This is a genomic window from Zobellella sp. An-6 (genome assembly GCF_052487945.1).
Window position 1 is genome coordinate 4,117,866 of record NZ_CP199259.1, and the last position, 26,341, is coordinate 4,144,206.

General features: G+C 66.4%; 27 protein-coding genes and 1 riboswitch. Of the genes, 9 read left to right on the forward strand and 18 right to left on the reverse strand.

The annotated features are described in order from the left end of the window. The first annotated feature begins 37 nt into the window (after nucleotides 1–37). Nucleotides 38–577, forward strand: a complete 540-nt coding sequence (locus tag ACT7DK_RS19365; protein WP_445402050.1) for a glutathione peroxidase — start codon at nucleotides 38–40, stop codon at nucleotides 575–577. 190 nt (nucleotides 578–767) lie between these two features. Here the strand turns inward: ACT7DK_RS19365 and ACT7DK_RS19370 are convergent, their stop codons facing one another. The 5 genes from ACT7DK_RS19370 to ACT7DK_RS19390 all read right to left on the reverse strand — a co-directional run bounded on the left by ACT7DK_RS19370 (nucleotide 768) and on the right by ACT7DK_RS19390 (nucleotide 6,070). After that, on the reverse strand, nucleotides 768–2,300 hold the full coding sequence (locus ACT7DK_RS19370) for a TerC family protein (protein ID WP_445402052.1): 1,533 nt from the start codon (nucleotides 2,298–2,300) through the stop codon (nucleotides 768–770). 320 nt (nucleotides 2,301–2,620) lie between these two features. Then, nucleotides 2,621–3,157: a winged helix DNA-binding protein gene (locus ACT7DK_RS19375; RefSeq protein WP_445402054.1), complete on the reverse strand. Its 537-nt coding sequence runs from the start codon at nucleotides 3,155–3,157 to the stop codon at nucleotides 2,621–2,623. Beyond that, the gene (locus tag ACT7DK_RS19380) at nucleotides 3,157–4,458 is read right to left on the reverse strand and encodes a TRAP transporter large permease (RefSeq protein WP_445402056.1); all 1,302 of its coding nucleotides are present in this window, start codon (nucleotides 4,456–4,458) and stop codon (nucleotides 3,157–3,159) included. Before ACT7DK_RS19380 ends, ACT7DK_RS19375 begins: the two co-directional genes overlap by 1 nt. A gap of 15 nt (nucleotides 4,459–4,473) precedes the next feature. Then, a complete protein-coding gene (locus tag ACT7DK_RS19385) occupies nucleotides 4,474–5,025 on the reverse strand; it encodes a TRAP transporter small permease (protein WP_445402058.1) in 552 nt (183 codons plus the stop codon). 58 nt (nucleotides 5,026–5,083) lie between these two features. Beyond that, nucleotides 5,084–6,070, reverse strand: coding sequence for a TRAP transporter substrate-binding protein (locus ACT7DK_RS19390; protein ID WP_445402060.1), 987 nt, complete (start codon nucleotides 6,068–6,070; stop codon nucleotides 5,084–5,086). A gap of 312 nt (nucleotides 6,071–6,382) precedes the next feature. On the opposite strand from ACT7DK_RS19390, the gene ACT7DK_RS19395 reads away from it, so the two are divergent. The 5 genes from ACT7DK_RS19395 (at nucleotide 6,383) to ACT7DK_RS19415 (ending at nucleotide 11,059) form a co-directional block, all read left to right on the forward strand. After that, complete coding sequence (locus ACT7DK_RS19395; RefSeq protein ID WP_445402062.1) at nucleotides 6,383–7,129, forward strand: 5-oxoprolinase subunit PxpA; 747 nt, start codon at nucleotides 6,383–6,385, stop codon at nucleotides 7,127–7,129. Beyond that, a complete protein-coding gene (pxpB, locus tag ACT7DK_RS19400; protein ID WP_445402064.1) occupies nucleotides 7,126–7,836 on the forward strand; it encodes a 5-oxoprolinase subunit PxpB in 711 nt (236 codons plus the stop codon). The genes ACT7DK_RS19395 and pxpB overlap by 4 nt, the downstream gene beginning before the upstream one ends. A gap of 6 nt (nucleotides 7,837–7,842) precedes the next feature. After that, on the forward strand, nucleotides 7,843–8,772 hold the full coding sequence (locus tag ACT7DK_RS19405) for a 5-oxoprolinase subunit C family protein (protein ID WP_445402066.1): 930 nt from the start codon (nucleotides 7,843–7,845) through the stop codon (nucleotides 8,770–8,772). Between the two features lie 70 nt (nucleotides 8,773–8,842). Continuing rightward, nucleotides 8,843–9,772 (forward strand): 5-oxoprolinase subunit C family protein, encoded by a 930-nt coding sequence (locus tag ACT7DK_RS19410; RefSeq protein WP_445402068.1) that lies wholly within the window; start codon nucleotides 8,843–8,845, stop codon nucleotides 9,770–9,772. A gap of 117 nt (nucleotides 9,773–9,889) precedes the next feature. Next, nucleotides 9,890–11,059, forward strand: a complete 1,170-nt coding sequence (locus tag ACT7DK_RS19415; RefSeq protein ID WP_445402070.1) for a hypothetical protein — start codon at nucleotides 9,890–9,892, stop codon at nucleotides 11,057–11,059. Here the strand turns inward: ACT7DK_RS19415 and ACT7DK_RS19420 are convergent. The 3 genes from ACT7DK_RS19420 to ACT7DK_RS19430 all read right to left on the reverse strand — a co-directional run bounded on the left by ACT7DK_RS19420 (nucleotide 11,056) and on the right by ACT7DK_RS19430 (nucleotide 12,373). Further along, a complete protein-coding gene (locus tag ACT7DK_RS19420) occupies nucleotides 11,056–11,370 on the reverse strand; it encodes a nucleotidyltransferase family protein (protein WP_445402072.1) in 315 nt (104 codons plus the stop codon). The two genes, ACT7DK_RS19415 and ACT7DK_RS19420, sit on opposite strands and share 4 nt — an antisense overlap. Then, nucleotides 11,363–11,782, reverse strand: a complete 420-nt coding sequence (locus ACT7DK_RS19425) for an HI0074 family nucleotidyltransferase substrate-binding subunit (protein ID WP_445402074.1) — start codon at nucleotides 11,780–11,782, stop codon at nucleotides 11,363–11,365. Before ACT7DK_RS19425 ends, ACT7DK_RS19420 begins: the two co-directional genes overlap by 8 nt. 102 nt (nucleotides 11,783–11,884) lie before the next feature. After that, nucleotides 11,885–12,373, reverse strand: coding sequence for an HPP family protein (locus ACT7DK_RS19430; RefSeq protein ID WP_445402076.1), 489 nt, complete (start codon nucleotides 12,371–12,373; stop codon nucleotides 11,885–11,887). A 100-nt stretch (nucleotides 12,374–12,473) separates the two neighbouring features. Between ACT7DK_RS19430 and ACT7DK_RS19435 the strand changes: the two genes are divergently transcribed. Continuing rightward, the gene (locus tag ACT7DK_RS19435; protein ID WP_445402078.1) at nucleotides 12,474–13,049 is read left to right on the forward strand and encodes a TetR/AcrR family transcriptional regulator; all 576 of its coding nucleotides are present in this window, start codon (nucleotides 12,474–12,476) and stop codon (nucleotides 13,047–13,049) included. A 44-nt stretch (nucleotides 13,050–13,093) separates the two neighbouring features. Here ACT7DK_RS19435 and ACT7DK_RS19440 read toward each other — a convergent pair whose 3' ends face one another. The 8 genes from ACT7DK_RS19440 to menA form a co-directional block, all read right to left on the reverse strand. Next, complete coding sequence (locus ACT7DK_RS19440) at nucleotides 13,094–13,495, reverse strand: NINE protein (RefSeq protein WP_445402080.1); 402 nt, start codon at nucleotides 13,493–13,495, stop codon at nucleotides 13,094–13,096. Nucleotides 13,496–13,689: 194 nt separating this feature from the next. Then, complete coding sequence (gene thiH, locus ACT7DK_RS19445; protein ID WP_445402082.1) at nucleotides 13,690–14,808, reverse strand: 2-iminoacetate synthase ThiH; 1,119 nt, start codon at nucleotides 14,806–14,808, stop codon at nucleotides 13,690–13,692. Beyond that, complete coding sequence (locus ACT7DK_RS19450; protein WP_106730380.1) at nucleotides 14,805–15,575, reverse strand: thiazole synthase; 771 nt, start codon at nucleotides 15,573–15,575, stop codon at nucleotides 14,805–14,807. Before ACT7DK_RS19450 ends, thiH begins: the two co-directional genes overlap by 4 nt. 1 nt (nucleotide 15,576) lies before the next feature. Further along, on the reverse strand, nucleotides 15,577–15,777 hold the full coding sequence (gene thiS / locus ACT7DK_RS19455; RefSeq protein ID WP_096778238.1) for a sulfur carrier protein ThiS: 201 nt from the start codon (nucleotides 15,775–15,777) through the stop codon (nucleotides 15,577–15,579). Beyond that, on the reverse strand, nucleotides 15,768–16,535 hold the full coding sequence (locus ACT7DK_RS19460) for a HesA/MoeB/ThiF family protein (protein WP_094041312.1): 768 nt from the start codon (nucleotides 16,533–16,535) through the stop codon (nucleotides 15,768–15,770). The genes thiS and ACT7DK_RS19460 overlap by 10 nt, the downstream gene beginning before the upstream one ends. Further along, nucleotides 16,525–18,042, reverse strand: a complete 1,518-nt coding sequence (thiE, locus tag ACT7DK_RS19465; RefSeq protein WP_445402085.1) for a thiamine phosphate synthase — start codon at nucleotides 18,040–18,042, stop codon at nucleotides 16,525–16,527. Before thiE ends, ACT7DK_RS19460 begins: the two co-directional genes overlap by 11 nt. After that, on the reverse strand, nucleotides 18,039–19,991 hold the full coding sequence (thiC, locus tag ACT7DK_RS19470) for a phosphomethylpyrimidine synthase ThiC (RefSeq protein WP_445402087.1): 1,953 nt from the start codon (nucleotides 19,989–19,991) through the stop codon (nucleotides 18,039–18,041). The genes thiE and thiC overlap by 4 nt, the downstream gene beginning before the upstream one ends. Nucleotides 19,992–20,078: 87 nt before the next feature. Then, nucleotides 20,079–20,180: riboswitch (TPP riboswitch) on the reverse strand. Nucleotides 20,181–20,281: 101 nt separating this feature from the next. Next, nucleotides 20,282–21,163, reverse strand: coding sequence for a 1,4-dihydroxy-2-naphthoate octaprenyltransferase (gene menA / locus ACT7DK_RS19475; RefSeq protein WP_445402089.1), 882 nt, complete (start codon nucleotides 21,161–21,163; stop codon nucleotides 20,282–20,284). A gap of 137 nt (nucleotides 21,164–21,300) precedes the next feature. Between menA and ACT7DK_RS19480 the strand changes: the two genes are divergently transcribed. Further along, complete coding sequence (locus ACT7DK_RS19480) at nucleotides 21,301–22,215, forward strand: enolase C-terminal domain-like protein (RefSeq protein WP_445402091.1); 915 nt, start codon at nucleotides 21,301–21,303, stop codon at nucleotides 22,213–22,215. 105 nt (nucleotides 22,216–22,320) lie between these two features. Beyond that, nucleotides 22,321–24,294, forward strand: coding sequence for an exoribonuclease II (locus ACT7DK_RS19485; RefSeq protein WP_445402092.1), 1,974 nt, complete (start codon nucleotides 22,321–22,323; stop codon nucleotides 24,292–24,294). A gap of 130 nt (nucleotides 24,295–24,424) precedes the next feature. Here ACT7DK_RS19485 and ACT7DK_RS19490 read toward each other — a convergent pair whose 3' ends face one another. Together ACT7DK_RS19490 and ACT7DK_RS19495 are read right to left on the reverse strand one after the other, a co-directional pair. After that, entirely contained in the window at nucleotides 24,425–25,393 is a 969-nt protein-coding gene (locus ACT7DK_RS19490; protein WP_445402094.1) for a methyl-accepting chemotaxis protein, read from the reverse strand. A gap of 106 nt (nucleotides 25,394–25,499) precedes the next feature. Beyond that, nucleotides 25,500–26,282, reverse strand: a complete 783-nt coding sequence (locus ACT7DK_RS19495; protein ID WP_445402096.1) for an alpha/beta fold hydrolase — start codon at nucleotides 26,280–26,282, stop codon at nucleotides 25,500–25,502. Nucleotides 26,283–26,341 lie beyond the last annotated feature (59 nt).

Here is a 26,341-nt window from a genome sequence, read left to right on the forward strand (position 1 = left end):
GGGTTCAAGACTAATCAATCCATCAGGGAGAGAACCAATGAAGAAATTGCTTGGCGGCCTGTGCGGCCTGCTGCTGTGCCAGACGGCCAGCGCGGCCCAGCCGGACACCGCCGCCCTGTTCGAACACCAGCTGCCCCGGCTGCACTCGAACGAGACGGTGGACATGCGCCAGTTCGCCGGCCAGCCGCTGCTGGTGGTGAACACCGCCAGCTTCTGCGGCTTTACCGGCCAGTTCGAGGGGCTGGAGGCGCTGCACCGGCGTTACAGGGAGCAGGGACTCAGGGTGGTGGGTTTTCCGTCCCACGATTTCCGCCAGGAGGCCGACGATCAGGCCAAGACGGCGGAAGTCTGCTACGTGAACTTCGGGGTGACCTTCGACATGGTGGCGCCGATCAAGGTGCGGGGCGGCGACGCCCACCCCATCTTCAGGGAGATCGCCCGCCAGAGCGGCAAGGCGCCGCGCTGGAACTTCTACAAGTACGTGATCGATCGGGAAGGCCGGGTCACGGCGGTGTTTTCCAGCCTGACCAAACCGGAGGACGAAAAACTGAAAACCGCCATAGAGGCGGTGTTGTAGCCACCCCGCGCAGGCACCCTACTCCGTCTCCCCCGCGCAGGCACCCTACCCCGTCTCCCCCGCGCAGGCACCCTACCCCGTCTCCCCCGCGCAGGCGGGGGTCCAGGGGCTCGGCGTTGTCGCCTTCGCAGTAAGGTACCCGGGTTCTGGATGCCCGCCTTCGCGGGCAACAGGTTACGGCGTCCTGGATTCAGGCGGTAAGCGGGGTGATGCGCACCTGGGCGATGCGAAAATCCTCCACTTCCGTCACCTCGAAGCGCAGATCCTCGCGTTCGAACACCGCGCCCTGCTCCGGCAACTGGCCGGCCAGGGCCAGCAGCAGGCCCGCCAGGGTGGCGTATTCCTCGTCCGGATCCACCAGTCCCTTGCGTGCCAGCACCTGCTCCAGATAATGCAGGTCGGTGCTGCCCTTCACCAGCCAGCCGTCTTCCTGGGCCAGCACTTCCGGGAGCTCGTCCTCGTCCAGGAATTCGCCGACGATGGCTTCCAGCAGGTCGTGGGGCGTGACCAGCCCCTGCACAGTGCCGAACTCGTCGTTCACCAGCACCATGTTGCCGCGGGCATCGCGCAGTATGTTGAGCAGGCGGATCACGCTGATGCTGTCCGGCACTATGATGGGCTCGTTGCCCGTGGCCAGTTCGGCCAGGCTCTTGCCCTCCTTGAGGCCGGCCACCAGATCCTTGGCCCGCACCACGCCCAGCAGGCTGTCCAGCTCACCCTCGCAGATCGGGAACTGGCTGTGGGACGAGGCCATCAGCTCTTCCAGCACCAGCTCGGGGCCGTCGGTCGCGTCCAGCCAGACGATGTCGGACCGGGGCGTCATCACGGTGCGGATGGAGCGCTCGGCCAGCGACAGCACGCCGCTGATCATGTGCCGCTCTTCCTCGGCAAAGCCCTGCTCCCGGGCCTGCTCCTTGGTCTCGGCCGGCTCGTCGGCGACCTGCCGGCCGCCGCCCATCAGGTTGAAGATGGCCTGGGTGGTGCGCTCGCGCAGGGGCAGGCGCGCCTCGGCCTTCTGCGAGTTGCGCTTGGCCAGCTGGTTGAGGAACTCGATCAGGATCGAGAAGCCGATGGCGGCGTACAGATAGCCCTTGGGAATATGGAAGCCGAAGCCCTCGGCCACCAGGCTGAAACCGATCATCAGCAGGAAGCTCAGGCACAGCACCACCACGGTAGGGTGGGCATTGACGAATTCGGTGAGCGGCTTGGAGGCGGCCAGCATCACCACCATGGCCACCACCACGGCGATCATCATCACCACCAGGTTGTCCACCATGCCCACGGCGGTAATGATGGAGTCGAGCGAAAACACCGCGTCCAGCACCAGGATCTGGGCGATAACCACCCCGAAACCGGCATAGGCCACGTTGGTGCTGGCCTCGTGCATCTTGCCTTCCAGCCGCTCGTGCAGCTCCATGGTGCCCTTGAACAGCAGGAAGATACCGCCGGCCATCAGGATCAAATCCCGCCCGGAGAAGCTCAGTTCACCCAGGGTGAGCAGCGGTGTGGTCAGGGTGACCAGCCAGGACACCACGCTCAGCAGGCCAAGGCGCATGACCAGCGCCAGCGTCAGGCCGATGACACGGGCCTTGTCGCGCTGATGGGGCGGCAGTTTCTTGACCAGGATGGCGATAAACACCAGGTTGTCGATACCCAGGACGATTTCCAGGATAACCAGCGTCAGCAGGCCCGCCCAAATAGACGGATCCATCAGGAATTCCATGATTTACCTCTTGATACGTGTCGATAGGTGCAGATCAGCGAACAGCGCAGGCCAGGCCGGCAAGCTGAGTATAGCCGGGGCAGCGGACAAATCCGGATGGGGCGGCGGGCGCCGGGAGCAGTGACAGGAAGGGAACAGCTAAAAAATCAACGTTGTTTTGCAAGCAACTTCGCGAGCAATCCATATGGTTTACCGGCGGTTGACCGGACCTCTTGGTTAAAATGAGCTGGTATCATAATCAGTTCCGCCCCTTTGATAAATAGGCAGAGGCCGAAATGATCCACCCCCGCCGCCGGACGGGGATGAGGGATGAGCTCGCCTTACAACGAGGCCGCCGCCCGGGCCGCCTGATCGTAGAGGCCGGACATGGCACGCAGGGCACCGGCTATCTGGTGCATGTCCTCCTTGGCGATGCCGAGGGAAGAGAGCGACTCCACCAGGCAGGCTTCGCGGATATCCGCATAGCGGGCACAGGTGTCGCGCCCCTGCTCCGTGGTCTTGAAGAAGGTTTCCTTGCCGTGCTTCTCGCCGGCGATCAGTCCCAGCTTGGTCAGCTTCTTCAGGGCATAACTCACGGTGTGGCTGTCCTCCACGTTCAGCACCAGGCAGATGTCCGACAGCCGCTTGGCCCGCTCCCGGTGGTTGATGCTGTGCAACACCAGGATGTCGAGCGAGCCCAGCTCGGGCAGGCCGACGGCGGTCATGCAACGCACCATCCAGCGGTTGAAGGCATGGCCCGCGATAATCAGGCCAAACTCGAACTCCGACAGCTCCCCCGCCTTGCGCGACAGATGTTCGGACGACACTATGGGCCCGCGCGGATCCACCATTACCAGTTTCTCTTGTTCCTTGCTCATTACCTGTTACTCATCGCTTCGGGCAGATAGGTCACAATCTGCGGAAAGATGCTGATCAGTACCACACCCAGCAGCATAAGGAAAAAGAAAGGCAGGGCCGCCCCGGCGATCTTCAGTATGTTCTTGCGGGTCATGCCCTGCAGCACGAACAGGTTAAAGCCCACCGGTGGGGTGATCTGGGACATTTCCACCACTATCACCAGGTAGATGCCGAACCAGATCAGATCGATGCCCGCCGCCTCCACCATCGGCAGCATGATGGAGGTGGTCAGCACCACCACCGAAATGCCGTCGAGGAAGCAGCCGAGCACGATAAAGAAGAGGGTCAGCACCGCCAGCAGCATAAAGGGCGACAGCTCCATGGTGGCAATCCAGGCCGCCAGTTCGCTGGGCAGCTTGGTAAAGCCCATGGCGGCGGTGAGGAAGGAGGCGCCGGCCAGGATAAAGGCGATCATGCAGGAGGTTTTCACCGCCCCCAGCGCCGCTTCCATGAAGGTGGCCCGGTTGAGGGCGCCGTTGGCCCGCGCCAGCACCAGCGACAGCACCACGCCGATGGCGGCGGCTTCGGTGGGCGAAGCCAGGCCGGCGTAGATGGAGCCGATCACCCCGACGATGAGCCCGACCATGGGGATCAGCTTGCGCGAGCGCTTCAGCTTTTCCCCGAAGGAGAGGTGGGGCTCGTCGGACTGGGGCACCCGGTCGGGGTAGCGCCATGCCCAGAACACCAGGTAGCCGGCGAACAGGGCGATCAGCATCAGGCCCGGGAAGACCCCGGCCATGAACAGGCGGGCGATGGACTGGTCGGTGGCCACCGCGAATACGATCAGGATGATGGAGGGCGGGATCAGCAGGCCCAGGGTGGCGGAGCCCGCCAGGGTGCCCAGCACCAGCCGCTCGTCGTAGCCCCGGCGGGTCAGCTCGGGAATGGTCATCTTGCCCATGGTGGCGCAGGTGGCGGCCGAGGAGCCGGACACCGCCGCGAACAGGCCGCAACCCACCACATTGGTGTGCAGCAGGCGGCCGGGCACCTTTTGCATCCAGGGCGCCAGGCCGGTGAACATGTCCTCCGCCAGCCGGGAGCGGAACAGGATCTCGCCCATCCAGATAAACATGGGCAGGGCGGTCAGCTCCCAGCTGTAGCTGGCGCTCCACACGTCCGAGGCCATCATGTCGCCCACCGGAATGGAGGTGAACTGGCTGATGCCCAGCCAGCCCAGCCCCAGCAGGGTGAAGGACACCCAGACGCCGCTGCCCAGCATCACGAACAGCGCCACCAGCAATACCAACATCATCAACAACATGGTTCTACTCCGTGGTTATTCGTGGTCACTGTCGGTGACACGGAAGGAAGAAGGACGGGTCAGCGCCGTGACCAGGGTGTGCAGCCAGGCTTCGAGCAGGGCCGTGCAGAACAGCAGGATGCCGGCCAGCATGGCGCTCTGCGGTATCCACAGCGGTACCCGCAAAATACCGTAGGACACCTCGTTGAAGGCCAGGCTGTCTTCCACCAGCCAGAAGCTGTTCCAGGCCAGGAAGCCGCACAGGGCCAGGGCGATGCTCTGGCACCAGAGTTCGAAGAACACGCGGACCTTGGGCGACAGGTGACCGATCATCAGGGTGACCCGGATGTGTCCCCCCTGTGCGAAGGTGTAGGCCAGGCCGAGAAAGCTGGCGCCCACCAGCAGAAAGCCGGAGGCTTCGGACAGACCGGGGATTTCCAGCCCCAGGCTGTTCATGCCCGCCGCCGCCAGCAGCTTGTCGGTCAGCCGGCCCAGGATCTGGGCGCTGATCAGGCCGCATATCAGGCACAGACAGAGCACGGAGCCATAGGCGCCCAGTTGGTAGAGTGGAAGGAGTCGAAAATGCATCGCGATTCACCATTGCCTGCGATAGAAAAACCCCGGCAATCCCGCCGGGGAGGAAAACTCAGGGCTTGAGCTGCCGGTATTGCTCCAGGATCCGCTGACCCTGGGGGCCGGCGAGTTTGGCCCATTCCTCGGTCATGGTCTGGCCGATCTGCTGCAGGCCCTGCTTGAGTTCGTCGCTCGGCTCGCTCACCACTATGCCGTTTTCACGCAGGGTGGCCAGGGCCTCTTCGGTTTCCTGCTTGCTCCACACCCAGCCGCGCCGCTCGGCCGTCGCCGCCGCCTCCAGCAGTGCCTGCTGGCTGGCTTCATCCAGCGCCGCGAAGGCGCGTTCGTTGACGATCACCATGTTCTTCGGCAGCCACAGCTGGGTATGGTTGAAGTGCTTGAGGTAGTCCCAGGCCTTGGTGTCGGCGCCGGTGGCCGGCGAGGTGATCATGGCCTCCACCCGGCCGGTGCTGAAGGCGGTGGGGATGTCCGGCACCTCCACCTGGGTGGGCACGGCGTTGCTCAGGCGGGCCAGCCGTTCGCTGGCGGTGTTGTAGGCCCGCATCTTGAGGTTGCGCAGATCGTCGACGGCGGTGATTTCCTTCTGGGTATAGAGCCCCTGGGGCGGCCAGGGCACGGCAAACAGCAGGCGCAGACGCTGCTTGGCCAGCTCCTCGGCAATCACCTCCCTGGAGGCCTGCCACAGCGCCCAGGCCTCGTCGTAGCTGGCGGCCAGGTAGGGCACCGAGTCCACGTCGTAGATGGGGTTTTCGTTGGCCAGGCGGGACATGATCAGCTCGCCCATGGGCACTATGCCCCGGCGCACCGAGTTCTTGATCTCCGCATGGCCGATCAGGGAGCCGTTGGCATGCACCGTGATCTTCAGCTCGCCATTGGTGCGGGTGGCCACCTCCTCGGCGAAGTCGCGGATATTGACGGTGTGGAAGGTGCGGTCGCCGTAAGGGGTGGGCATGTCCCACTCGGTGGCGGCATAAGCGCCACTGGCCAGAGTCAGGGTGGCGGCGGTGGCCAGGGTCAGGGCTGATTTACCATACTTCATAACGGTCCTCGTTCTCGTGCTGTGTGTCTCGGAGGTAGCAGGCGAGCCCTGCCACAACAACAGCACGCGCTTCCTGCGTCAGACCATCCGATTCTCCATAAACAGGCATCCATCCCGCTCGATCATAGGCTCTGCGTTGTAGCGACGGCCGGATCACATCACTGCGGTTCGGGGAACCCAGGATTCAAGATTAGGCAACAACCGGAGGGTAAGTCAACATTTTAATAAAATATTACCAATGTTTTGTTTGCATTTTATCGATAAATTATTAGATTGATTCTCAGGTAACCGATGACAGATGGAGTTGACACCATGCCCAAACTACTGTTGAACGCCGATATGGGGGAAAGCTTCGGCCCCTGGGTGATGGGCTGCGACCAGGAGGTGATGCCCTTCGTGGATCTGGCCAACGTGGCCTGCGGCTTTCATGCCTCCGACCCGGACACCATGCGCCGCACCGTGCGCCTGGCGCTGGACCACGGGGTCAGGGTGGGTGCCCACCCCGCCTACCCGGATCTGGTGGGCTTCGGCCGCCGCTCCCTGGCCTGCTCCCCCGCCGAAATCGAGAACCTGGTGCTCTACCAGCTGGGGGCGCTGGACGCCCTGTGCCGGGCCGAAGGCGGCCGGGTGGCCTACGTCAAGCCCCACGGTGCCCTCTACAACGACATGATGCAGGATCCGGCCCGGCTGGAGGCGGTGATGCGGGCGGTGGCCGCCTATGATCCCGCCCTGCCGCTGATGGTGATGGCCACCCGGGATCCGCAGCAAGCCCGCACCCTGGCCGCCCGGCACGGCGTCACCCTCTGGTTCGAGGCCTTCGCCGATCGCGCCTACGACGCCCAGGGCTACCTGGTCTCGCGCCGGCTGCCCGGCGCCGTGCACCACGACCCCGCCGTGATCGTCGAGCAGGCCCGCCGTATCGCCCTGGGCCAGGCGCTCACCGCCAGCGACGGCAGCCCGCTGCTGCTGGCGGCCGACACCCTGTGCGTGCACGGCGACAACCCCGAGTCCATCGCGGCGGTCAAGGCCATCCGCCAGGCCCTGGATCAACTGGCATGAGCACCCTGCCACGGCTGGAAAACGCCGGCATGGACGCCTGGCTGGTGCGGCTGTTCGACCGCATCGACGAGCGCAATATGGGCTGGATCACCGCCCTGGTGCGGGGCTGCGAGCAGGCCTTCGGCGACGAACTGGTGGATCTGGTGCCCTCCTACACCACTGTGCTGGTGCAGTACGATCCCCTGCGCCTGGATGACGACCAGGCACGGAAGAAGCTGCAGGGTGTGCTGGCCGGGCTGGCCCCGGATCGGGACCATGCCGACGCCCCGGTCAAGGAGCTGCCGGTGTGGTATCACCCCAGCGTGGGTCCGGACATGGCCCGGCTGGAGCGGCATACCGGCCTCGACGCCGGGCGGCTGATCCGGCTGCACAGCGAGCACGAGTACCGGGTATTCGCCTTAGGCTTTGCCCCCGGCTTCGCCTTTATGGGCAGCCTGCCCGCCGAACTGGAGCTGCCCCGGCTCGACACGCCGCGCCAGCGGGTGCCGGCGGGCAGCGTGGCCATCGCCGGCCGCCAGACCTCCGCCTATCCGCGGCCCTCCCCCGGCGGCTGGAACCTGCTCGGGCGCACCAGCGCCACCCTGTTCGACCCGCGCAGCAAACGCTTAAGCCTGCTGCAGGTGGGCGATCGGGTGCGTTTCGTACCGGTCGACAAGGCGACCTTCGAACGCCTGGGCGGCGACACTTCCCCCATGGAAACAAGGTAGTTCACGATGACACAAGGATATCTCACCATCAGCCGCCCCGGCCCGCTCAGCACCCTGCAGGACGGCGGCCGCTACGGCGTGCGCCGCCTGGGCGTTACCCAGGGCGGCCCCGCCGACCTGCACGCCTGGGCCTGGGCCAACTGGCTGCTGGGCAACCCCTGGGGCAGCACGGCGCTGGAAATCACCTTGGGCGGGCTGGAACTCAAGGCCGGGCAGGACTGCCGGCTGGCCCTGGCCGGCCCGGACATGCAGGCCACCCTGGACGACCAGCCCCTCGCGCCCTGGCGGGCCTTCACCCTCAAGGCCGGCCAGGTGCTGAGCCTCGGCATGTGCCGCCAGGGGATGCGCGCCTACCTGGCGGTGGCCGGCGGCTTTGTCGCCGAGCCGGTGCTGGGCAGCCGCGCCTGCGTGGTGCGCGACGGCCTGGGCGGCCACCGGGGCGACGGCAGCACGCTGGCGGCCAACGACCGGCTGGCGTTCGGCGACCAGGGTGCGGCCCCCCCGGCCCGTACCCTGCCGCTCGCGACCCTGCCCGACTACGCCGCCCCCGTGGTGCTGGAGCTGATCCCCGGCGCCCAGATCGCCGCCTTCACCGGCCAGAGCCTGTTCGAGGCCTTCAACCGACCCTGGCGGGTGGACAGCCGGGCGGATCGCATGGGCATCCGCCTGCAGGGGCCGGCGCTGCATTGCTCCGTCGCCTCGCTGATCTCCGAGGGCATCAACCTGGGCGCGGTGCAGGTGCCGCCGGACGGCCAGCCCATAGTGCTGCTCAACGACCGCCAGACCATCGGCGGCTACCCCCGCCTCGGCACCCTGAGTCCCCTGGCCTGCGCCCGCCTGGCCCAGTGCCCGCCGGGCACCGAGGTCAGGCTACGGGCGGTAAGCCAGGAGCGCGCCCTGCGGGACTACTGCCGCTTCAGGGCCGGGTTTGCCTGAGGGTAGGCATTTGGAGCGGATTTCCTTATTCTGACGGAAGCATCATATTCGCATCCGACAGGTCACCCCGATGACACCAGGATATCTCACCATCAGCCGCCCCGGCCCGCTCAGCACCCTGCAGGACGGCGGCCGCTACGGCGTGCGCCGCCTGGGCGTCACCCAGGGCGGCCCCGCCGACCTGCACGCCTGGGCCTGGGCCAACTGGCTGCTGGGCAACCCCTGGGGCAGCACGGCGCTGGAAATCACCCTGGGCGGGCTGGAGCTGAAGGCCGGGCAGGACTGCCGGCTGGCCCTGGCCGGCCCGGACATGCAGGCCACCCGGGACGACCAGCCCCTCGCGCCCTGGCGGGCCTTCACCCTCAAGGCCGGCCAGGTGCTGCGCCTCGGCATGTGCCGCCAGGGCATGCGCGCCTACCTGGCGGTGGCCGGCGGCTTTGTCGCCGAGCCGGTGCTGGGCAGCCGCGCCTGCGTGGTGCGCGACGGCCTGGGCGGCCACCAGGGCGACGGCAGCAAGCTGGCGGCCGGCGACCGGCTGGCCTTTGTGCCGAATGAAACCACCATACCGGCACGCCGCCTGCCCGACGACGCCCTGCCCGACTATGGGGAAACGCCCCGCCTGGCGCTAATCCCCGGCGCCCAGTTCCGCTTTTTCGATGACGCCAGCCTGCTCAACGCCTTCGGCCGGCCCTGGCGGGTCGACAGCCGCTCGGACCGCATGGGCATCCGCCTGCAGGGGCCGGCGCTGCATTGCTCCATCGCCTCGATGATCTCCGAGGGCATCAACCTGGGCGCGGTGCAGGTACCGCCGGACGGCCAGCCCATAGTGCTGCTCAACGACCGCCAGACCATCGGCGGCTATCCCCGCCTCGGCACCCTGACGCCCCTGGCCTGCTCCCGCCTGGCCCAGTGCCGACCGGGCCAGCCGCTCTGGCTGTACAGCGCCGCCACCGACGCCGCCCAGCGGGAATACCGGCAATTCCGGGCGCGGTTCGAGTAAGAAGAAGGCGCGATAACATCGGCATCGACGGACGCCGCCGTCCTCACATGGACACGGATACCCAAAGGTTGCACCATATCGGGCACCTTGGCCCCCAAGCAGAGATGGAATGCCTTTATGAGCGAATACCAATATTACGAGTTTGCCGCCCTCGACCAGCCCCTGAGCGCCCGGCAGCAGGCCGAGCTGCGCGCTCGCTCCAGCCGGGCCACCATCACCAGCGGCAGTTTTATCAACGAGTATCACTGGGGCGACCTCAAGGGCAATCCCGTGGAATGGATGCACCGTTACTTCGACGCCCACCTCTACTCGGCCAACTGGGGACATTGCCTGCTGATGCTGAAGCTGCCGACGGACGCCCTGGACCAGGCCATGCTGGATGCCTGCCTGCAGCCCTCGGCCGAGCACGGCCAGAGCGATGCCTTCGAGGCCAGCGTCTCCGGCCGGCACAGCGTACTGACCTGGAGCTTCAACGACGAAGCCGGCGAGAGTGAGCGGTTCTGGCGCCGGGATGACGGCCCCGACTGGCTGAGCCGGTTGCTGCCCCTGCGGCAAGAATTGCTGAGGGGCGATACCCGGCCCCTGTACCTCGGCTGGCTGGCCCGTCTCAGCGCCGGCGAGCTGGACGATGAGGACATGGAACCGCCCTTGCCGCCCGGCCTGGCGACCCTGACACCCGCCCAGCAGGCCCTGGTGGACTTTCTGGAGATCGATCCGGACTGGCTGCAGGCGGCGGCGGCGGCCAGCCCGGCCGAACCCGGGCAGGAAGAGCCGGAATACGAGCTCTGGCTGGAGCAACAGCCGCTGCCGGAGCTCAGGGCAACAGCGCGCCTGCTGCTCGAAGGCCGGGGGCTGGAGGCGGAGCGCGGCCTGCGCCGGCGTTTCCTCGACTGGCAACGGGGCCGCCGGCCTCAGGCGCCGGCCATCTCCCGCCGCATCCTGGCCCAGATCGCCACCGGTTATGCCATCGCGCGCGACCGGCGCCTTGAGCGCGAACGGCTCGCCCAGGTCGAGCTAGAAGCCAGGCGCCTGGCCGAGCACAGGGCCCGCCTCGCCGCCCTGGCGGCGGATCCGGAGCGGATCTGGCAGGAGATGGATACACAGCTCAAGCGCGGCTCCGGGGTCAGCTATGATCAGGCCCTGAACCTGGCCCGGACGCTGGCGGAAGCCCTGCGCCATGCCGGCAGGGAGGAGGACTTCAAGCAGGGCCTGGCCGAGCTGCAACGCCACCACGGCAAGCGCCCGGCCTGGATCACACGGCTCAGACAGGCCGGATTGCTGGGTTAAGCCGTCGCCCGCCAGTCCAGCTCTGTTCCGTCCTCCAGAATGGCGGCCAGAAAGGAAGGAGAAATGCGGTGGGCATCGACGATGTCCACCCGATAAGGCAGAGTCGACTGTTCAAAGGCTTCCTCCAATTGGAACAGCAGTGCCCGGGGAATCTTGTCCGGGCCGATCAGCAGCAAATCCAGGTCCGAATAGGGGCGGCTCTTTCCCGCCCTGGTACGAGAACCGAACACCCTGACCCGGATCTCCGGTGGCAGGTGGCGCCGCAACAATGACAGCACCAGTTCCCGCTCGGACAGGCTCCACTCAATCATTGCGTGCGGCCAGGGCATCCCGCAGCAGGCAGGCCTGCCGGTAGAAGAGTTCGGCACCGGTACAGACCTCGTTGGCGGTATCTTCATCGTAGGTATGGGAAGTCAGGTTGCGCAGCTTGTGGAAGAACATCCACTGCTCCACATCCGCGATCAACCGATGTTCGGCCGCGATGCGGAACAGCTCCCGCCGGGAGACCCCGTCCACATAGACGGCGCCCAGGTTGGCCTCCAGCCAGCGCTTGATAAACTTCCAGCTGAACTCATAGGTGAACTCGAAGCTCTGTACCAGCCCGTAACGCAGGGTGTTGTACTGGCCGGGTGTCAGCAGCAACTTCAGTTCCTCGGACCCGCCGGCCCTGATGGCCTCATCCAGGGCGTGCAGCGCTTTTTCGAAAGCGGATAAATCCAGCATCCGTGACTCCAGTTAGCAAAGGTTCGGAGAACGTATACTCCTATCCTACCCGAACCGGCGCGATCAGTGGTTTGAATAACCGAGCCCCGCCCGCGCGGCCTGCTACAGCCACCGTGCCGGATAGCTCCGCCGCCCCGTGCCGCGGTGATACAGCAGGCCCATCAGCACGATCAGCATCGCCCCCAGCGCCACCGGCGACCACAGGAAACCCCAGCCCTGACCGCTGAGCATCACGATAAGGGGATTGGCCCCGGCCGGCGGATGGGTGGTGCCGGTCAGCAGCATCAGGCTCACCGCCAGGCCCACCGCCAGCCCCAGCGACCAGGGATGTACCCCACACAGGCTCATGACCACCAGCCCGACCAGGGTGGTCAGGAGATGGCCGAACAGGATGTTCCGGGGCTGGGCCAGCGGGCTGTCCGGCAGGCCGAAGAGGATCACCATGGTGGCACCGAACGGCGCCATCAGCCACAGGGCTCCGTCATTGAACTGCTCCAGGCCGGCCAGCACCGAAATGCACAGCATGGCGCCCGCTCCCGCCACCAGGGCCTGGCCCGCGCCCGACAGGCGGGAAATCACCGTATTGCTCATCAGAATCTCCTCTGAAAAAAGTAGACCGAATTGTCTACTTTCAACCTAGAGTAGACAGATCGGTACACCTCTGTCAACATCGACGAAAAAGGAGAAACCCATGGACAAGCGCCAGCAGCTTATCGTCACCGCCTTCGAGCTGTTCTACCGCCACGGCATTCATGCGGTGGGTATCAACCAGATACTGCAATGCTCGGGGGTGGCGAAAAAAACCCTGTACCACCACTTCCCCGGCAAGGAGGCGCTGGTGGAGGCCGTGGTGGCCCATCGTGACCGGAATTACCTGGAATGGCTGGACGCCCGCCTCGCCCGGGCGGGGGACGGCGTGGCGGCGGTGATCGAGGCGCTGTTCGACGCCCTGGATGACTGGTTCAACGACAGGGTCGAGCTGCTTACCGAATTTCACGGCTGTTTTTTTATCAATACCTGCGGGGAATACGGCGATCCGGGGCACGAGGTGCACCGCCGGTGCGCCCGGCACAAGGCCGCCGTGCTCACCTGCATCGCCGGCCACCTGGCTCGCTGCGGCCTGGAGCAGGAAAAGGCCCGCGCCCTGGCCGACACCCTGGGGCTGCTGAAGGAAGGCGCCATAGTGCAGGCCCATGTGATGGGCGACAAACAGGCGGCGCTCAAGGGCAAGGCCCTGGCCGATGCCTTGGCCACCCCCTCTCTCTAGCCGGACCGGTCAGATAAATACTGAAGTGATGAATCCCGGGCGGTTTACCCGAACCGGCGCGACTCCCGGTTGACCTCGTCCACCTGGCTGTTCAGGGTCCAGTAGTCGTAGAGGTAGCCGAGCAGGAAGAGGCCGCCGGTGAAAAACCAGATAATGGCGGTGATCCACTTGCCCAGATAGAGCCGGTGGGCACCGAAGATGCCGAGGAAGGTCAGCAGTATCCAGCTGACGTTGTAGTCCTTGGGGCCGACCACGTAGCGGCGCTCGGCGGAACGGTCCATGGAAGGGATCAGGAACAAGTCCACTATCCAGCCGATAAAGAACAGGCCCAGGGTAAAAAAGTAGATGGTGCCGCTGATGGGGCGGCCGTAGTAGAAGCGGTGCGCGCCCATAAACCCGAATATCCACAGGATATAGCCGATCACCTTGCTGTGCGTGTTGTTCATGCTGCCTCGGAGCGGGTTGCCCAAAACGGCCATTCTAGACGTTGCCGTGTGCAACTGCCATGGCTGTGGGCGAAGCGGCGACCCGGTTCGTCGCCAGAAGCTGTAGGAGATCAGCCTTAAGTGTAAGTAAAACAACAAAGCTGCAGGCACGGCATGGTGCCTGCAGCTTATATCGGGCGGCTTAAAGCTATCAGTTAACGGCTGGCGGAGTAGCTGTTGTCCCAATCCTTCCAGACCGGCTGCAGGCCGGCGGCGGCCACCGCCCTGGCCACCTCGGCCGGGGCGCGGTCGTCGTCGATCTCGAACTGCTCCAGCTCGACGGTGGCGTCGGCGTAGCCGCCGGGCTGGGTCTTGGAGCCGGCGCTGATGCTGGTGATGCCGAGCGGGATCACCTTGTCACGGAACTGCTCCGACTCCCGGGTGGACAGGCTGAGCTCCAGCTCCTGGTCGAACAGCCGGTAGGCGCAGATCAGCTGCACCAGCTGGCGGTCGCTCATCACCGACTTGGGCTCCAGGCCGCCGGCGCAGGGCCGCAGGCGCGGGAAGGACACCGAATAGCGGGTCTGCCAGTAGTGCTTCTGCAGGTAGCGCAGGTGCGCCGCCACATAGAAGCTGTCGGCGCGCCAGTCCTCCAGCCCGAACAGGGCGCCCAGGCCGATCTTGTCGATGCCCGCCTGGCCCAGGCGGTCCGGGGTTTCCAGCCGCCAGCGGAAGTCCTTCTTCTTGCCGCGGATATGGTGCTGGTCGTAGGTCAGGTGCTGGTAGGTCTCCTGGTACACCATGACGCTGTCCAGCCCGTACTCCCGCAGTTCGGCGTATTCCTCTTGGGACAGGGGCTGCACCTCCATCATCAGGTAGCTGAAGTGGCGCTTGATGATCGGCAGCACCCGCTTGAAGTAGTCGAGCCCCACCTTGCCCTCGTGCTCGCCGGTCACCAGCAGCACGGTGTCGAAGCCCATGGCCTTGATCGCCAGGCATTCCCGCTCTATCTCTGCCTCCGTCAGGGTGCGCCGCTTGAGCCGGTTGCTCATGGAGAAGCCGCAGTAGGTGCAGTCGTTGGCGCACAGGTTGGACAGGTAGAGCGGGATATAAAAGCCCACCGTATTGCCGAAGCGCTGGCGGGTCAGGCGCCAGGCCTGCTGCGCCATCTGCTCCAGGTAGGGCTCGGCGGCCGGCGAGATCAGCGCCATAAAGTCCTGCAGATCCCGTTTCGGCCGGGCCAGGGCCCGCTCCACGTCCCGCGCCTGCTTGCCGTAGATGCTCAGCTTGATGTCGTCCCAGTCGAGGGACGACCAGACCTCGAAGAAGCTCATAACGCCCCCAGGAAGGCGGTGAGCGGGCTGGAAGCCTGGGCCTGGTGGCTCTGGCCGGCCAGCCCCGCTTCAAAGGCCATCCGTCCGGCTTCCACCGCCAGCCGGAAGGCCCGGCCCATGGCCACCGGATCGCCGGCCACGGCGATGGCGGTGTTCACCAGCACCGCATCGGCGCCCAGCTCCATGGCGTAGGCGGCGTGGCTGGGCGCGCCTATGCCCGCGTCCACCACCACCGGCACGGTGGACTGCTCGATGATGATCTCGAGGAAGTCCCGGGTCACCAGCCCCTTGTTGGAGCCGATGGGGGCGCCCAGCGGCATCACCGCCGCGCAGCCGGCTTCTTCCAGCCGCTTGCACAGCACCGGGTCGGCGCCGCAGTAGGGCAGCACCACAAAGCCCTCCTGCACCAGCCGCTCGGCGGCGCGCAGGGTTTCGATGGGATCGGGCAGCAGGTATTTGGGGTCCGGGTGGATCTCCAGCTTGAGCCAGTTGGTGCCCAGGGCCTCCCGCGCCAGCCGGGCGGCGAACACCGCCTCGTCGGCGTTTTTGGCACCCGAGGTGTTGGGCAGCAGGTTGACGCCCAGCGCCAGCAGCGGCGGCAGTATGTCGTCGCTGTGGGCCTTGAGGTCCACCCGCTTCAGGGCCATGGTCACCAGCTCGGAGCCGCTGGATTCGAACGCCGCCTTCATGACGGCGCCGTTGGCAAACTTGCCGGTGCCGGTGAACAGGCGGGAATTAAAGGTCTTGTCGGCGATGGTCAGGCTCATCTCAGCCTCCGGCGATGGCGTGGAACAGGGTGATGGTGTCGTCGGGCGCCAGGGCCTGCTCGGGCCAGCGGCTGCGGGCCACCACCTGCTGGTTGAGGGCGACCGCCACCCCGGGTTTGTCTTGCTCAAGCTCCGCCAGCAGCCGGCCCAGGGTGGTGCCCTCCGCCAGCTCCAGCGCTTCGTCGTTCAGGGTTACGCGCATGATGATTCTCCACTCTCTGGGCCGCACACGGGGCAGGCCGGATCCCTGGGCACCTTGAGGCTGTGCCAGCGATGGGCCTTGGCCTCGAACAGCTTGAGTTCGCCCCAGGGCACGCTGCCGGTGCCGGTTAAAAACTTGATGGCTTCCAGCGCCTGCAACAGGCCGATGGTGCCCACCACGGGGCCGATCACGCCGGCGTTGCCGCAGTTGAGCCGCTCGCTTTGTTCCGGCTGGTACAGGCAGCGGTAGCAGCCGTGGTCCAGTTCCGGGTTGAGCGCCAGCAACTGGCCCTCGAAACGGATGGCGGCCCCCACCAGCAGCGGCTTGCCCCAGGCGTAGCAGGCGGCGTTGATGGCCTGGCGCACCGCCATGTTGTCGGTGCAGTCCAGCACCAGGTCCACCTCGGCCACGAAATCGCCCAGGGCGCCTTCGTCCAGCTTCTGGTTGACCGCGATCAGCTCCACCTCGGGGTTGAGCCTGTGCAGCTTGTCCCGGGCTACCTCGGCCTTGCTCAGCTTGAGGCTGTCGCTGTCGTACAGGGTCTGGCGCTGCAGGTTGCTCACCTCTATCTGGTCGAAGTCGGCCAGCCACAGGGTGCCCACCCCGGCCGCCGCCAGGTACTGGGCGGCGGGCGAACCCAGGCCGCCCAGGCCGACGATCAGCACCGAGGCGTTTTTCAGCCGGAGCTGGCCGGCCTCGCCCACCTCTTCCAGCAGCAGGTGGCGGCTGTAGCGCAGGAATTCGCCGTCACTCAGCATGATCCCCCTCCACCAGGGCCAGCAGCTCGCGGGCGGCCGCATCCGGATCCGCCGCTTCGGTGATGGCGGTGACCAGGGCGATGCTACCCACCCCGGTTTGTGCCACCAGCGGTACCCGCTCCCGGCTGATGCCGCCGATGGCCACCAGCGGGTAGTCGTCCATCAGCGCCACGTAACGGCCCAGCCGCGCCAGGCCCTGGGGCCGGGACGGCATGTCCTTGGTCTTGGTGGGGAAGATATGCCCCAGCGCCAGGTAGGAAGGCTTGAGCTCCCGGGCCCGCAGCATCTCGTAGTAGCCGTGGGTGGACAGCCCCAGTTTCAGGCCGGCGGCGCGGATGGCCTCCAGATCCGCCACTTCGATGTCCTCCTGGCCCAGGTGCACGCCGTAGGCGCCGTGGCGGATGGCCAGCCGCCAGTAGTCGTTGATAAACAGACGGGCGTTAAAGCGCTTGCCCAGCTCAACAGCGGCCTGGATGTCGGCTTCCACCTCGGCATCCATCTTGTCCTTGATGCGCAGCTGCAGGGTGCGCACCCCCTGGCCGAGCAGCCGCTCCAGCCAGGCCACCGAGTCCACCACCGGGTAGAGCCCGAGCCTCAGGGTATCCATGGCCGCAAAAGCGCCTTGCGGCAGGCTGCCCGCGAGCCCCAGTTGCTTGCCCAGGGCCGAGCCCGGCATCACCACGGTGGGGAAGTCTTCGCGTCGGTCGGGCCAGCCCAGGTGGGCCACCGGACCGGCGCCCCGGCCCAGGCCTTCGGCGGCCTTGAGCCCCTGGTTGACGTAGGCCTTGGCCAGCACCAGGGCATCCTCGATCGGGTAGTCCTGGGCCACGGCGGTAGCGATGGCCGAGGCCAGGGTGCAGCCGGTGCCGTGACCGTGAACGGTGTCCAGCCGGGGGCTGGCCAGCCAGATCTCGCGTTGGCCGTCGGTGAAATAGTCGAGGGCCTGATCCCCGCTCCACGCCAGGTGGCCGCCCTTGACCAGCACGGCGCGCGCGCCCAGCTCCAGCAGGGCGGCGGCGCCGGCGCGCACCGCCCCGGGCGAGTCGGGCGCTATGCCCGACAGGGCCGCCAGCTCGGCGGCGTTGGGGGTGACCAGGTCCACCTCGGGCAGCAGGTGCTGCTTGATGGCCGGCAGCAGGTTGGGCTCGGCCATGGCCTGGCCGGTGCTGGCGATGGCCACCGGGTCCAGCACCACATAGGGTTGCCACTGGCGCCGATATTCCTTCAGGTAGCGGGCCAGCACCTCGGCGCGCAGGCCGCCGGGCAGCAGGCCAATCTTGATGGCCCGGGCCGGCAGGTCGGTGGCCAGGGCCACCAGCTGGCTGGTGAAGGCCTGCATCAGCACCGGCTCCACCATGGATACCGTGACCGAGTTCTGGGCGGTGATGGCGGAGATCACCGAGCAGCCGTGGCCGCCCAGCGCCTGTATGGTGTGCAGGTCGGCCTGAATGCCGGCGCCGCCGCCCGAGTCCGAGCCGGCGACGGTCCAGACGATGGGTCGGGTCATGCCTCCTCCCGCTCCAGCTTGTCGGCCTGGTGGTAGAGCTCGCCGCCGCGCTTCTTGAACTCCTGCGACATCTGGGCCATGCCGGCGACCACGGTTTCGCTGTTGCCGTCCATGTCCACCAGCTGCACCGCTATGTTGTTCTCCAGGCTGGCGGCGTAGTCGCGCACGTCCTGGGTGATCTTCATGGAGCAGAACTTGGGTCCGCACATGGAGCAGAAGTGGGCCACCTTGCCGGACTCCTGGGGCAGGGTCTCGTCGTGGTAGGCACGGGCGGTTTCCGGATCCAGCGCCAGGTTGAACTGGTCTTCCCAGCGGAACTCGAAGCGGGCCTTGGACATGGCGTTGTCGCGGATCTGCGCGCCCGGGTGGCCCTTGGCCAGGTCGGCGGCGTGGGCGGCGATCTTGTAGGTGATCAGGCCCTGCTTGACGTCTTCCTTGTTGGGCAGGCCCAGGTGCTCCTTGGGCGTCACGTAGCACAGCATGGCGCAGCCGAACCAGCCGATCATGGCGGCGCCGATGCCGGAGGTGAAGTGGTCGTAGCCGGGGGCGATGTCGGTGGTGAGCGGGCCCAGGGTGTAGAAGGGCGCCTCGTGGCAGTGCTCCAGCTGCTCTTCCATGTTGCGCTTGATCATGTGCATGGGCACGTGGCCGGGGCCTTCGATCATCACCTGCACGTCGTATTCCCAGGCGATTTTGGTCAGCTCGCCCAGGGTGTACAGCTCGGAGAACTGGGCCTCGTCGTTGGCGTCGGCGATGGAGCCGGGGCGCATGCCGTCACCCAGCGACAGGGAGACGTCGTAGGCGGCGCAGATCTCGCAGATTTCGCGGAAGTGCTCGTAGAGGAAGTTTTCCTTGTGGTGGGACAGGCACCACTTGGCCATGATGGAGCCGCCACGGGAGACGATGCCGGTGACCCGCTTGGCGGTCATGGGCACGTAGCGCAGCAGCACGCCGGCGTGGATGGTGAAGTAGTCCACGCCCTGCTCCGCCTGCTCGATCAGGGTGTCGCGGAACACTTCCCAGGTCAGGTCCTCGGCCACGCCGTTCACCTTCTCCAGCGCCTGGTAGATGGGCACGGTGCCGATGGGCACCGGGCTGTTGCGCATGATCCATTCACGGGTTTCGTGGATGTAGCGGCCGGTGGACAGATCCATCACGGTGTCGGCGCCCCAGCGGGTGGACCACACCAGCTTCTCCACCTCTTCCTCGATGGAGGAGGTCACCGCCGAGTTGCCGATGTTGGCGTTGATCTTCACCAGGAAGTTGCGGCCGATGATCATCGGCTCGGATTCCGGGTGGTTGATGTTGGCGGGAATGATGGCGCGGCCTTCGGCCACTTCCTTGCGCACGAACTCGGGGGTAATGAACTCGGGCAGGTTGGCGCCGAAGTTCTGGCCCGGGTGCTGCTTGAGCAGCAGTTCGTCCCGTACCCGCTCGCGGCCCATGTTCTCGCGGATGGCGATGTATTCCATCTCGGGGGTGATGATGCCCTGGCGGGCGTAGTGCAGCTGGGTCACGCACTGGCCCAGCTTGGCCTTGCGCGGCTTGGGCAGGTGCTCGAAGCGCAGGTGATCCAGGCCGTCGTCGGCCATGCGCTGCTGGGTGAACTGGGAGGTGACGCTGTCCAGCTCCTCGGTGTCGTCGCGCTCCAGTATCCACTGGCGGCGCAGCTGGGGCAGGCCCTGGCGTACGTCCAGCTCGGAGTCCGGATCGCCGTAGGGGCCGGAGGTGTCGTACACCGGCACCGGCGCGTTGGCCTCGAAAATGGGGTTTTCCTTGGTGCCGCCCTTGAAGCTGTCGGCCAGGCGGATTTCGCGCATGGCCACCTTCAGATCCGGGCGCGAGCCTTCGATATAGATACGGCCGGAGTTGGGAAAGGGTTCGCCCTTGAGGTTCTGGATGTATTCCTGGGCCTGGCTGCGTACTTCGCGACGATTCGTTTTTGACATAGCAATCTCACCTTGCGTCCATTGAGTTCGTGAAAATGCTTGTCAGGAGTGTTGAGGAAGAACCGGGCGGGTGGGAAAGGGTCTTGGGCCTGGTTCTCACTTGTTTCCCTTCGCAGGTATTAGCCTGATCAGGTTCAACGGATCCCGCTTTCGCGGTCTCAGCCCTTGGGGGCACTCCGACAAGATGGACGTCAGTATAGCCAGAGCCGCCGGTCAAAAGCAAAGCGGTTGGATACAATTTTTGCAATCCTGGGTTAACGCTTTATCAACAAAGACATTAATGCGGGGCCCTACCCCCAGGCCAGCCCCAGGGCCAGCAGGCCGGTAAAGATCAGGGTGGCGCGGGCGGTCAGCCCCAGGGCCCGGTTCAGCGCCGGCCCTTGCTCGGTCAGCACCAGCCGGGTGGCACCGGCCAGGGGCCAGAGCCCGAGCAGGGCCAGAAAACCCCAGCCCGCCATCAGCTGCATCCCCGCCAGCAGGGCCGTGGCCAGCAGCAGCAACTGGTAGGCCCGGGCCCGGGCCAGCCCCAGGCGCAGGGCCAGGGTGTGCTTGCCCGCCCGGCGATCCGATTCCAGGTCGCGGATATTGTTGATATTGAGCACCGCCACCGACAGCAGGCCCGCCACCAGGGCGGCCCAGACGGCGCCGGCCCCCGGCTGGTGCAGCATCAGCCAACTGGTGCCCAGCACCGCCACCGGGCCGAAGAACACGAACACCGCCAGATCCCCCAGCCCCCGGTAGCCGTAGGGCCGCCGGCCCAGGGTATAGCCCAGGGCCGCCAGCAGGGCCAAGGCGCCCAGCAGCAGAAAACCGAGCCAGGCGCCCCGGTCGGCGCCCAGGGCCCGGCCCAGCAGCAAGAGGCCGGACAGCGCCGCCAGGCCGGCGGTCAGCCGGATGGCGGACCGCAGCTGCGCCGGGGTCGCCAGGCCCGAGGCCAGCACCCGGGCGGGGCCGGCGCGCCCCTCGGCGTCGGTGCCGCGCACTCCGTCGCCGTAGTCGTTGGCCAGGTTGGAGAGGATCTGCAGCAACAGGGCGGTGAGCAGGGCCAGCAGCAGCACGCCGCCGTCGAAGCCACCCTCCCCGGCCGCCACCCCGGCGCCGAGCAGGATGGACGCCAGCGCCAGGGGCAGGGTCTTGGGCCGGATGGCGTTCAGCCAGGTGCTCAGGGGCATTGGCGCTCTCTTGGTCATCGAGGAAAAAACCTATCATACCCAAGCCCCGGGCGATAAAAACAGCACTACCCTCCCCGGCGGACAGATGTTACTTTTAGTTAAAGATATCTCTGACGGCGATTAACGGGGTCACAACAATGCGGATTGCGGTTTACGGCTATGAACTTCCCCTGACCATGGCGCTCACCATCAGGGGTACCCCCCTCGGTCGCCGCCGGGGCTTTTACGTGTGCATCGACGGCCGCTGGGGCGAGATCGCCCCCCTGCCCGGCGAGTCCCGCGAAAGCGTCGAAGAGGCCCGAGACGAGCTGCTGGCCGCCTGCGCGCGGCTGGCCCAAGGCCAGCCCCACGGCGCCCGCCTGCCCTCGGTGCAATTCGGGCTGGACTGCGCCCTCACCGCCATCGACGGCGAGCCGGCCCCCTCACTGCCGCTGCTGGAAGGCGAGCGGGAACCCATTATCCGCGCCTGGCGCTGCCGCCGGGTTCACCCCCAGCGGGCCTGGCTGACCCTCACCGGCGAGGTGCAGCACGACGCCGGCCTGGTGCGCGAGCTGACCCTGCTGGTGCCCAGCCTGCAACTGGTGCTGGACGCGGGCGGCCGGCTGAGCGAGGAGCAGCTGGAAGGGCTGTGGCGGCGCATCGATCCCACCCGCATCGACTGGCTGCTGGAGCCCGCCGCCGACCTGGCCGCCAGCCAGCGGCTGGCGGAGCGCCACGGCTGGCCGGTGGCCTTCGATCTCGGCCGCCATGCCGCCCCCCACTATCCGCTGTTCGACCAGCTCAGGGCCCTGGTGCTCAGGCCCAGCCAGCTGGGCGGCCTGGCCCTGTGCCGGGAGCTGGCCGAGGCAGCCCGGGCCCGGGGGCTGGAAGTGGTGGTGGCCGACAGCCTGGAAAGCGGCCTGGGCAACGCCCAGTTGGCCCGCCTGAGCGCCCAATGGGCGCCGGGCCAGGCGGCCATGCTGGACCGGTTGCGCTACCTGCTGGACAGGGGGGTGGACAGCAACGGCCGGCCGGACCTCGGCAGACTCACCCTGCTCCGGGAATACGGCTGACAGGCTCCGGTTGGGCACCGAAACCCGGCGCCGGGCCAAGGTTTCCTTGGCAGACGGGGGGTAAATCCGTATAGTCAGGCCGATATTTCGACAGGTTCCCTATCTATGCTTCAAGACAACCCCCTGCTGGCCCAGCTCAAGCAACAGCTGCGCGAATCCATGCCGACCAAGGAAGGCACCGTCAAGGCCACCGCCAAAGGTTTCGGCTTCCTCGAGGTGAGCGAGAAGGAAAGCATTTTCATCCCGCCGCCCTACATGAAGAAGGTGCTGCACGGCGACCGCATCACCGCCCTGGTGCGCACCGAAAACGAGAAAGAAGTGGCCGAGCCGGAAACCCTGGTCGAGCAGGGGCTGACCCGCTTCGTGGCCCGGGTGAAGTGGTTCCGCGACCGGCTCAACATAGTGCCCGATCACCCGCTGATCAAGGACGCCATCAAGGCCCGCACCATCAAGGGGTTGGATGAAAAGGGCCTGAAGGAAGGCGACTGGGTGCTGGGCGAGCTCAAGCGCCACGCCCTCAAGGACAACGGCTTTTTCGCCGAGGTGGTGGAGCTGATCGCCGGGGTCGACGACCCCATCGCCCCCTGGTGGGTGGTGCTGGCCCGCAACAAGCTGGCCAACCAGGCGCCCCGGGACCAGGACGAGTGGCAGACCCTGGAAGAATCGCTGCCGCGCCGGGATCTCACCGAGGTGCCCTTCTTCACCATCGACAGCGAGTCCACCCAGGACATGGATGACGCCCTTAGCGTGAAGAAGCTGGACAACGGCTGGGAGCTGACCGTGGCCATCGCCGATCCCACCGCCTATGTACCCCACGACAGCGATCTGGACAAGGTCGCCGCCGAACGCGCCTTTACCGTCTACCTGCCCGGCCGCAACATTCCCATGCTGCCGCGCACCCTGGCCGACGAACTGTGCTCGCTCAAGGCCGGCGAAGAGCGCCCCGCCCTGTGCGCCCGCCTGCTGATCGACTTTGACGGCAAGGTCACCGACCAGGTGGAATTCTTCGCCGCCCGCATCCGCTCCCAGGCCAAACTGGCCTACGACAAGGTCTCCGACTGGGTCGAGCAGAAAGGCGACTGGCAGCCGGAGAGCGAGGTGATCGCCGAGCAGCTGCGCGAGCTGACCGAACTCACCCGCGCCCGCAGCGCCTGGCGCAGCGAGCACGCCATCGTGTTCAAGGACAGGCCCGACTACCGCTTCGAGCTGGACGATGCCAGCAACGTGGTGGCCATTCACGTGGATCACCGCCGCATCGCCAACCAGATGGTGGAAGAGGCGATGATCGCCGCCAACCTGGCCTGCGGCAACTGGCTGGCCGAACACGCCGGCACCGGGGTATTCAACGTGCACGCCGGCTTCGACGCCGAGAAGCTGGCCCAGGTGGCCGAGCTGCTGCAGGCCCACGAAGCCCCCTTCGAGCCGGAAAGCCTGGCCAGCCTGGAAGGTTTCTGCGCCCTGCGCCGCTGGCTGGACTCTCGCGACACCAGCTACCTGGACAACCGGGTACGCCGCTACCAGTCCTTCGCCGCCATGAGCGTGACCCCGGCCGAGCACTACGGCCTGGGCCTGGCCGCCTACGCCACCTGGACCTCGCCCATCCGTAAATACGGCGACATCATCAACCACCGGCTGATCAAGGCGATACTGGCCGAGCAGGAGCACGAGGCCCATGTGCCCAGCGCCGAGCTGGCTCAGCACCTGTCCGAGCAGCGCCGCATGCACCGCCGCGCCGAGCGCGACATCGCCGACTGGCTCTATGTGCGCTACCTGCAGCCGGCGGTGGCCGAGGGCAAGGTGTTCGACGCCGAAATCATCGACATCGGCCGGGGCGGCGTGAAGCTGCGCCTGCAGGAAAACGGCGCCGTGGTGTTCATGCCCTCCTCCCTGATCCTGGCCAACCGGGACCGGCTGGAATGCAGCTGGGACGACGGCCGCGTCTACCTGGACAAGGAAGCGGTCTACGAACTGGGCCAGCATATCCAGGTGATCCTGACCGAGGCCATTGAAGACACCCGCTCCCTGATCGCCAAGCCGGCCATTCCGCTGGTACCGGAGAAGCAGGAAAAACCGGAATAACCCGCCTCCTGATGCCAAAAGGGCCTGCAATTGCAGGCCCTTTTCAGTTTGTGACAACAGCATATCACCCCGGTGTGAGTGAAGGTGACGGACCGCCACCAGCAGTGCCCGGGCCAGCAGGGTGTTGTCGTTAATTTGTTGCTCCACCGGCCGGGCCGGCCATGTCCGCCAGCACCTCCGCCACCAGCGACTGCTGGTGGCCTACCCGTTGGGTGACCTGCTGAACAATCTCCATGCGGGTCTGTGCACCCGCCTGGATGTCATCAATCGCGGCCAGCGCCTGGCTGGCCTCCTGCAAACAGGTGCCACGGGACTGGTCGATGTTCTCCAGTCCGGTGCGGGCCCTGGTGGCGGAATGCCCCAGGTTTTCGGCAATTTCCCGAATTTGTTCGCTGGACTGGTTCACCCGGCGGGACAGATTGCGGACCTCGTCCGCCACCACCGAAAAACCCCGGCCGTGCTCCCCCGCCCGGGCCGCCTCGATGGAGGCATTGAGGGCCAGCAGGTTGGTCTGTTTGGCGATGTCCTGAATGTTGCCCACGATGGCGCCGATCTCGGCAGACTGATCCTGCAACTGACTGAATACCCGATCGATATTCTCCATATCACCGGCGAGTGAGCGGATCGCGCCCTCCGAGGCGCGGATGCTGTGGGCGGTCTCGGCCACCTTGTCACCGGATTGCCGGGCCAGAATGCCGGCCTGTGCCATTTCTTCCAGGATCAGCCCGGCGTTGGCGCCCAGTTGGTCGAGCTGTGCCAGCAGGCGTTGATGGTAGACCGGAGCGGGTACTGGGTGGGCTATTTTCACGGGCTCGGGTTCGGCCGCAGGTGGCAGCACAGGCGCCGTTTCAACCACGACGGGCTCCGCTGCCGGTTGGTCGACCATGCGCGCCGGCAACCTCAGGGCCAGGCAAGCCGCCGCCAGGGCCAGCAGCGCGCCCGACAGAGACAGCGTCAGTGCCACGCCATCCTGACCACCCAGTCGGATGGAGAGGGCGACCAGCAGCAGGGTCGCGGTACCGATGGCGGCGATCAACACCACTTTGGTATGGGATTCCGGGTAGGTTGCGCGAACATCGCTGATTTCGTAGGAGTCCATGATGAGTTATCTCTTGCCGGTTCCGGGCTGGGGTTACTGAAGACAGGAGCGTTGGCGTGGATTGACGGTGGGCGCTCCCTGCAGGCAGGGGCGCCCTCGTTGCAGGTTAGCTCACTCGTTTAACCAGCAGTTCGGCGAACACCGCCGGACATTCCACCGAGGGCACATGGCCGATGTGCTCCAGGATCACCGGCTCGCCGGCGCCGCTGCATTGGGCCAGGGTACGCAGCGATTCGGGCGGAGTGGCGATATCGTCACTGCCGCCCACCAGCAGCAGGGGCACGCCGAGGCCCTGCAGTTGCTCGCGGAAGTCGGCGCGGCCCAGCATGTCGCACAGCAGGGCGTAGCTGTTGGCGTCACCCCGCCCCATGATGGTGTTCCAGCCCTTTAGCAGGGCCGGCTCGCGCTCGCAGGCGGCGGAGCCGAACCAGCGCGGCACTATGTCCACCGCCATGGCGGCCAGCCCCTTCTCCCGCACCGCCTTGGCGCGGGCCTGCCAGGCCTCGGCGGTGCCGATCACCGCCCCGGTGTTGGTGAGGGTGGCGGACAGCAGGCGATCGGCGTTGGCACTCAGCAGTTGCTGGCCGATCACCCCGCCGATGGAGGTGCCGACGAAGTGGAACCGCGCAGCGCCGGCCTGCTCGACCAGCGCCAGCAGCTCCGCCGCCAGATCGGCGGGCGTAATACGTTCGCCCTTCCAGGCCGCGCTGCTGCCATGGCCGGGCAGATCCCAGCTCAACACCCGGTAATGGGGCAGCAGGGCGGGCAGCAGCTCGTCCCACACCGCCTGGCTCATGCCCAGGGGATGGGCCAGCACCACCAGCGGCAGCGCCGGGTCGCCCAGCAGGCGGTAGCCGACGGCGCGGCCGTCAATTTCCAGAAAAGACATTCAGCCTCCGAATAGTTAGGAGAAGCCGGCCGGAGCCGGCGTTCAGACTGCTGATAAAC

Bases quoted from the DNA above. Each gene is read 5' to 3' on its own strand.
- ACT7DK_RS19365 (WP_445402050.1), top strand. From the start codon at position 38: ATGAAGAAATTGCTTGGCGGCCTGTGCGGCCTGCTGCTGTGCCAGACG.
- ACT7DK_RS19370 (WP_445402052.1), bottom strand. From the start codon at position 2,300: ATGGAATTCCTGATGGATCCGTCTATTTGGGCGGGCCTGCTGACGCTG.
- ACT7DK_RS19375 (WP_445402054.1), bottom strand. From the start codon at position 3,157: ATGAGCAAGGAACAAGAGAAACTGGTAATGGTGGATCCGCGCGGGCCC.
- ACT7DK_RS19380 (WP_445402056.1), bottom strand. From the start codon at position 4,458: ATGTTGTTGATGATGTTGGTATTGCTGGTGGCGCTGTTCGTGATGCTG.
- ACT7DK_RS19385 (WP_445402058.1), bottom strand. From the start codon at position 5,025: ATGCATTTTCGACTCCTTCCACTCTACCAACTGGGCGCCTATGGCTCC.
- ACT7DK_RS19390 (WP_445402060.1), bottom strand. From the start codon at position 6,070: ATGAAGTATGGTAAATCAGCCCTGACCCTGGCCACCGCCGCCACCCTG.
- ACT7DK_RS19395 (WP_445402062.1), top strand. From the start codon at position 6,383: ATGCCCAAACTACTGTTGAACGCCGATATGGGGGAAAGCTTCGGCCCC.
- pxpB (WP_445402064.1), top strand. From the start codon at position 7,126: ATGAGCACCCTGCCACGGCTGGAAAACGCCGGCATGGACGCCTGGCTG.
- ACT7DK_RS19405 (WP_445402066.1), top strand. From the start codon at position 7,843: ATGACACAAGGATATCTCACCATCAGCCGCCCCGGCCCGCTCAGCACC.
- ACT7DK_RS19410 (WP_445402068.1), top strand. From the start codon at position 8,843: ATGACACCAGGATATCTCACCATCAGCCGCCCCGGCCCGCTCAGCACC.
- ACT7DK_RS19415 (WP_445402070.1), top strand. From the start codon at position 9,890: ATGAGCGAATACCAATATTACGAGTTTGCCGCCCTCGACCAGCCCCTG.
- ACT7DK_RS19420 (WP_445402072.1), bottom strand. From the start codon at position 11,370: ATGATTGAGTGGAGCCTGTCCGAGCGGGAACTGGTGCTGTCATTGTTG.
- ACT7DK_RS19425 (WP_445402074.1), bottom strand. From the start codon at position 11,782: ATGCTGGATTTATCCGCTTTCGAAAAAGCGCTGCACGCCCTGGATGAG.
- ACT7DK_RS19430 (WP_445402076.1), bottom strand. From the start codon at position 12,373: ATGAGCAATACGGTGATTTCCCGCCTGTCGGGCGCGGGCCAGGCCCTG.
- ACT7DK_RS19435 (WP_445402078.1), top strand. From the start codon at position 12,474: ATGGACAAGCGCCAGCAGCTTATCGTCACCGCCTTCGAGCTGTTCTAC.
- ACT7DK_RS19440 (WP_445402080.1), bottom strand. From the start codon at position 13,495: ATGAACAACACGCACAGCAAGGTGATCGGCTATATCCTGTGGATATTC.
- thiH (WP_445402082.1), bottom strand. From the start codon at position 14,808: ATGAGCTTCTTCGAGGTCTGGTCGTCCCTCGACTGGGACGACATCAAG.
- ACT7DK_RS19450 (WP_106730380.1), bottom strand. From the start codon at position 15,575: ATGAGCCTGACCATCGCCGACAAGACCTTTAATTCCCGCCTGTTCACC.
- thiS (WP_096778238.1), bottom strand. From the start codon at position 15,777: ATGCGCGTAACCCTGAACGACGAAGCGCTGGAGCTGGCGGAGGGCACC.
- ACT7DK_RS19460 (WP_094041312.1), bottom strand. From the start codon at position 16,535: ATGCTGAGTGACGGCGAATTCCTGCGCTACAGCCGCCACCTGCTGCTG.
- thiE (WP_445402085.1), bottom strand. From the start codon at position 18,042: ATGACCCGACCCATCGTCTGGACCGTCGCCGGCTCGGACTCGGGCGGC.
- thiC (WP_445402087.1), bottom strand. From the start codon at position 19,991: ATGTCAAAAACGAATCGTCGCGAAGTACGCAGCCAGGCCCAGGAATAC.
- menA (WP_445402089.1), bottom strand. From the start codon at position 21,163: ATGCCCCTGAGCACCTGGCTGAACGCCATCCGGCCCAAGACCCTGCCC.
- ACT7DK_RS19480 (WP_445402091.1), top strand. From the start codon at position 21,301: ATGCGGATTGCGGTTTACGGCTATGAACTTCCCCTGACCATGGCGCTC.
- ACT7DK_RS19485 (WP_445402092.1), top strand. From the start codon at position 22,321: ATGCTTCAAGACAACCCCCTGCTGGCCCAGCTCAAGCAACAGCTGCGC.
- ACT7DK_RS19490 (WP_445402094.1), bottom strand. From the start codon at position 25,393: ATGGACTCCTACGAAATCAGCGATGTTCGCGCAACCTACCCGGAATCC.
- ACT7DK_RS19495 (WP_445402096.1), bottom strand. From the start codon at position 26,282: ATGTCTTTTCTGGAAATTGACGGCCGCGCCGTCGGCTACCGCCTGCTG.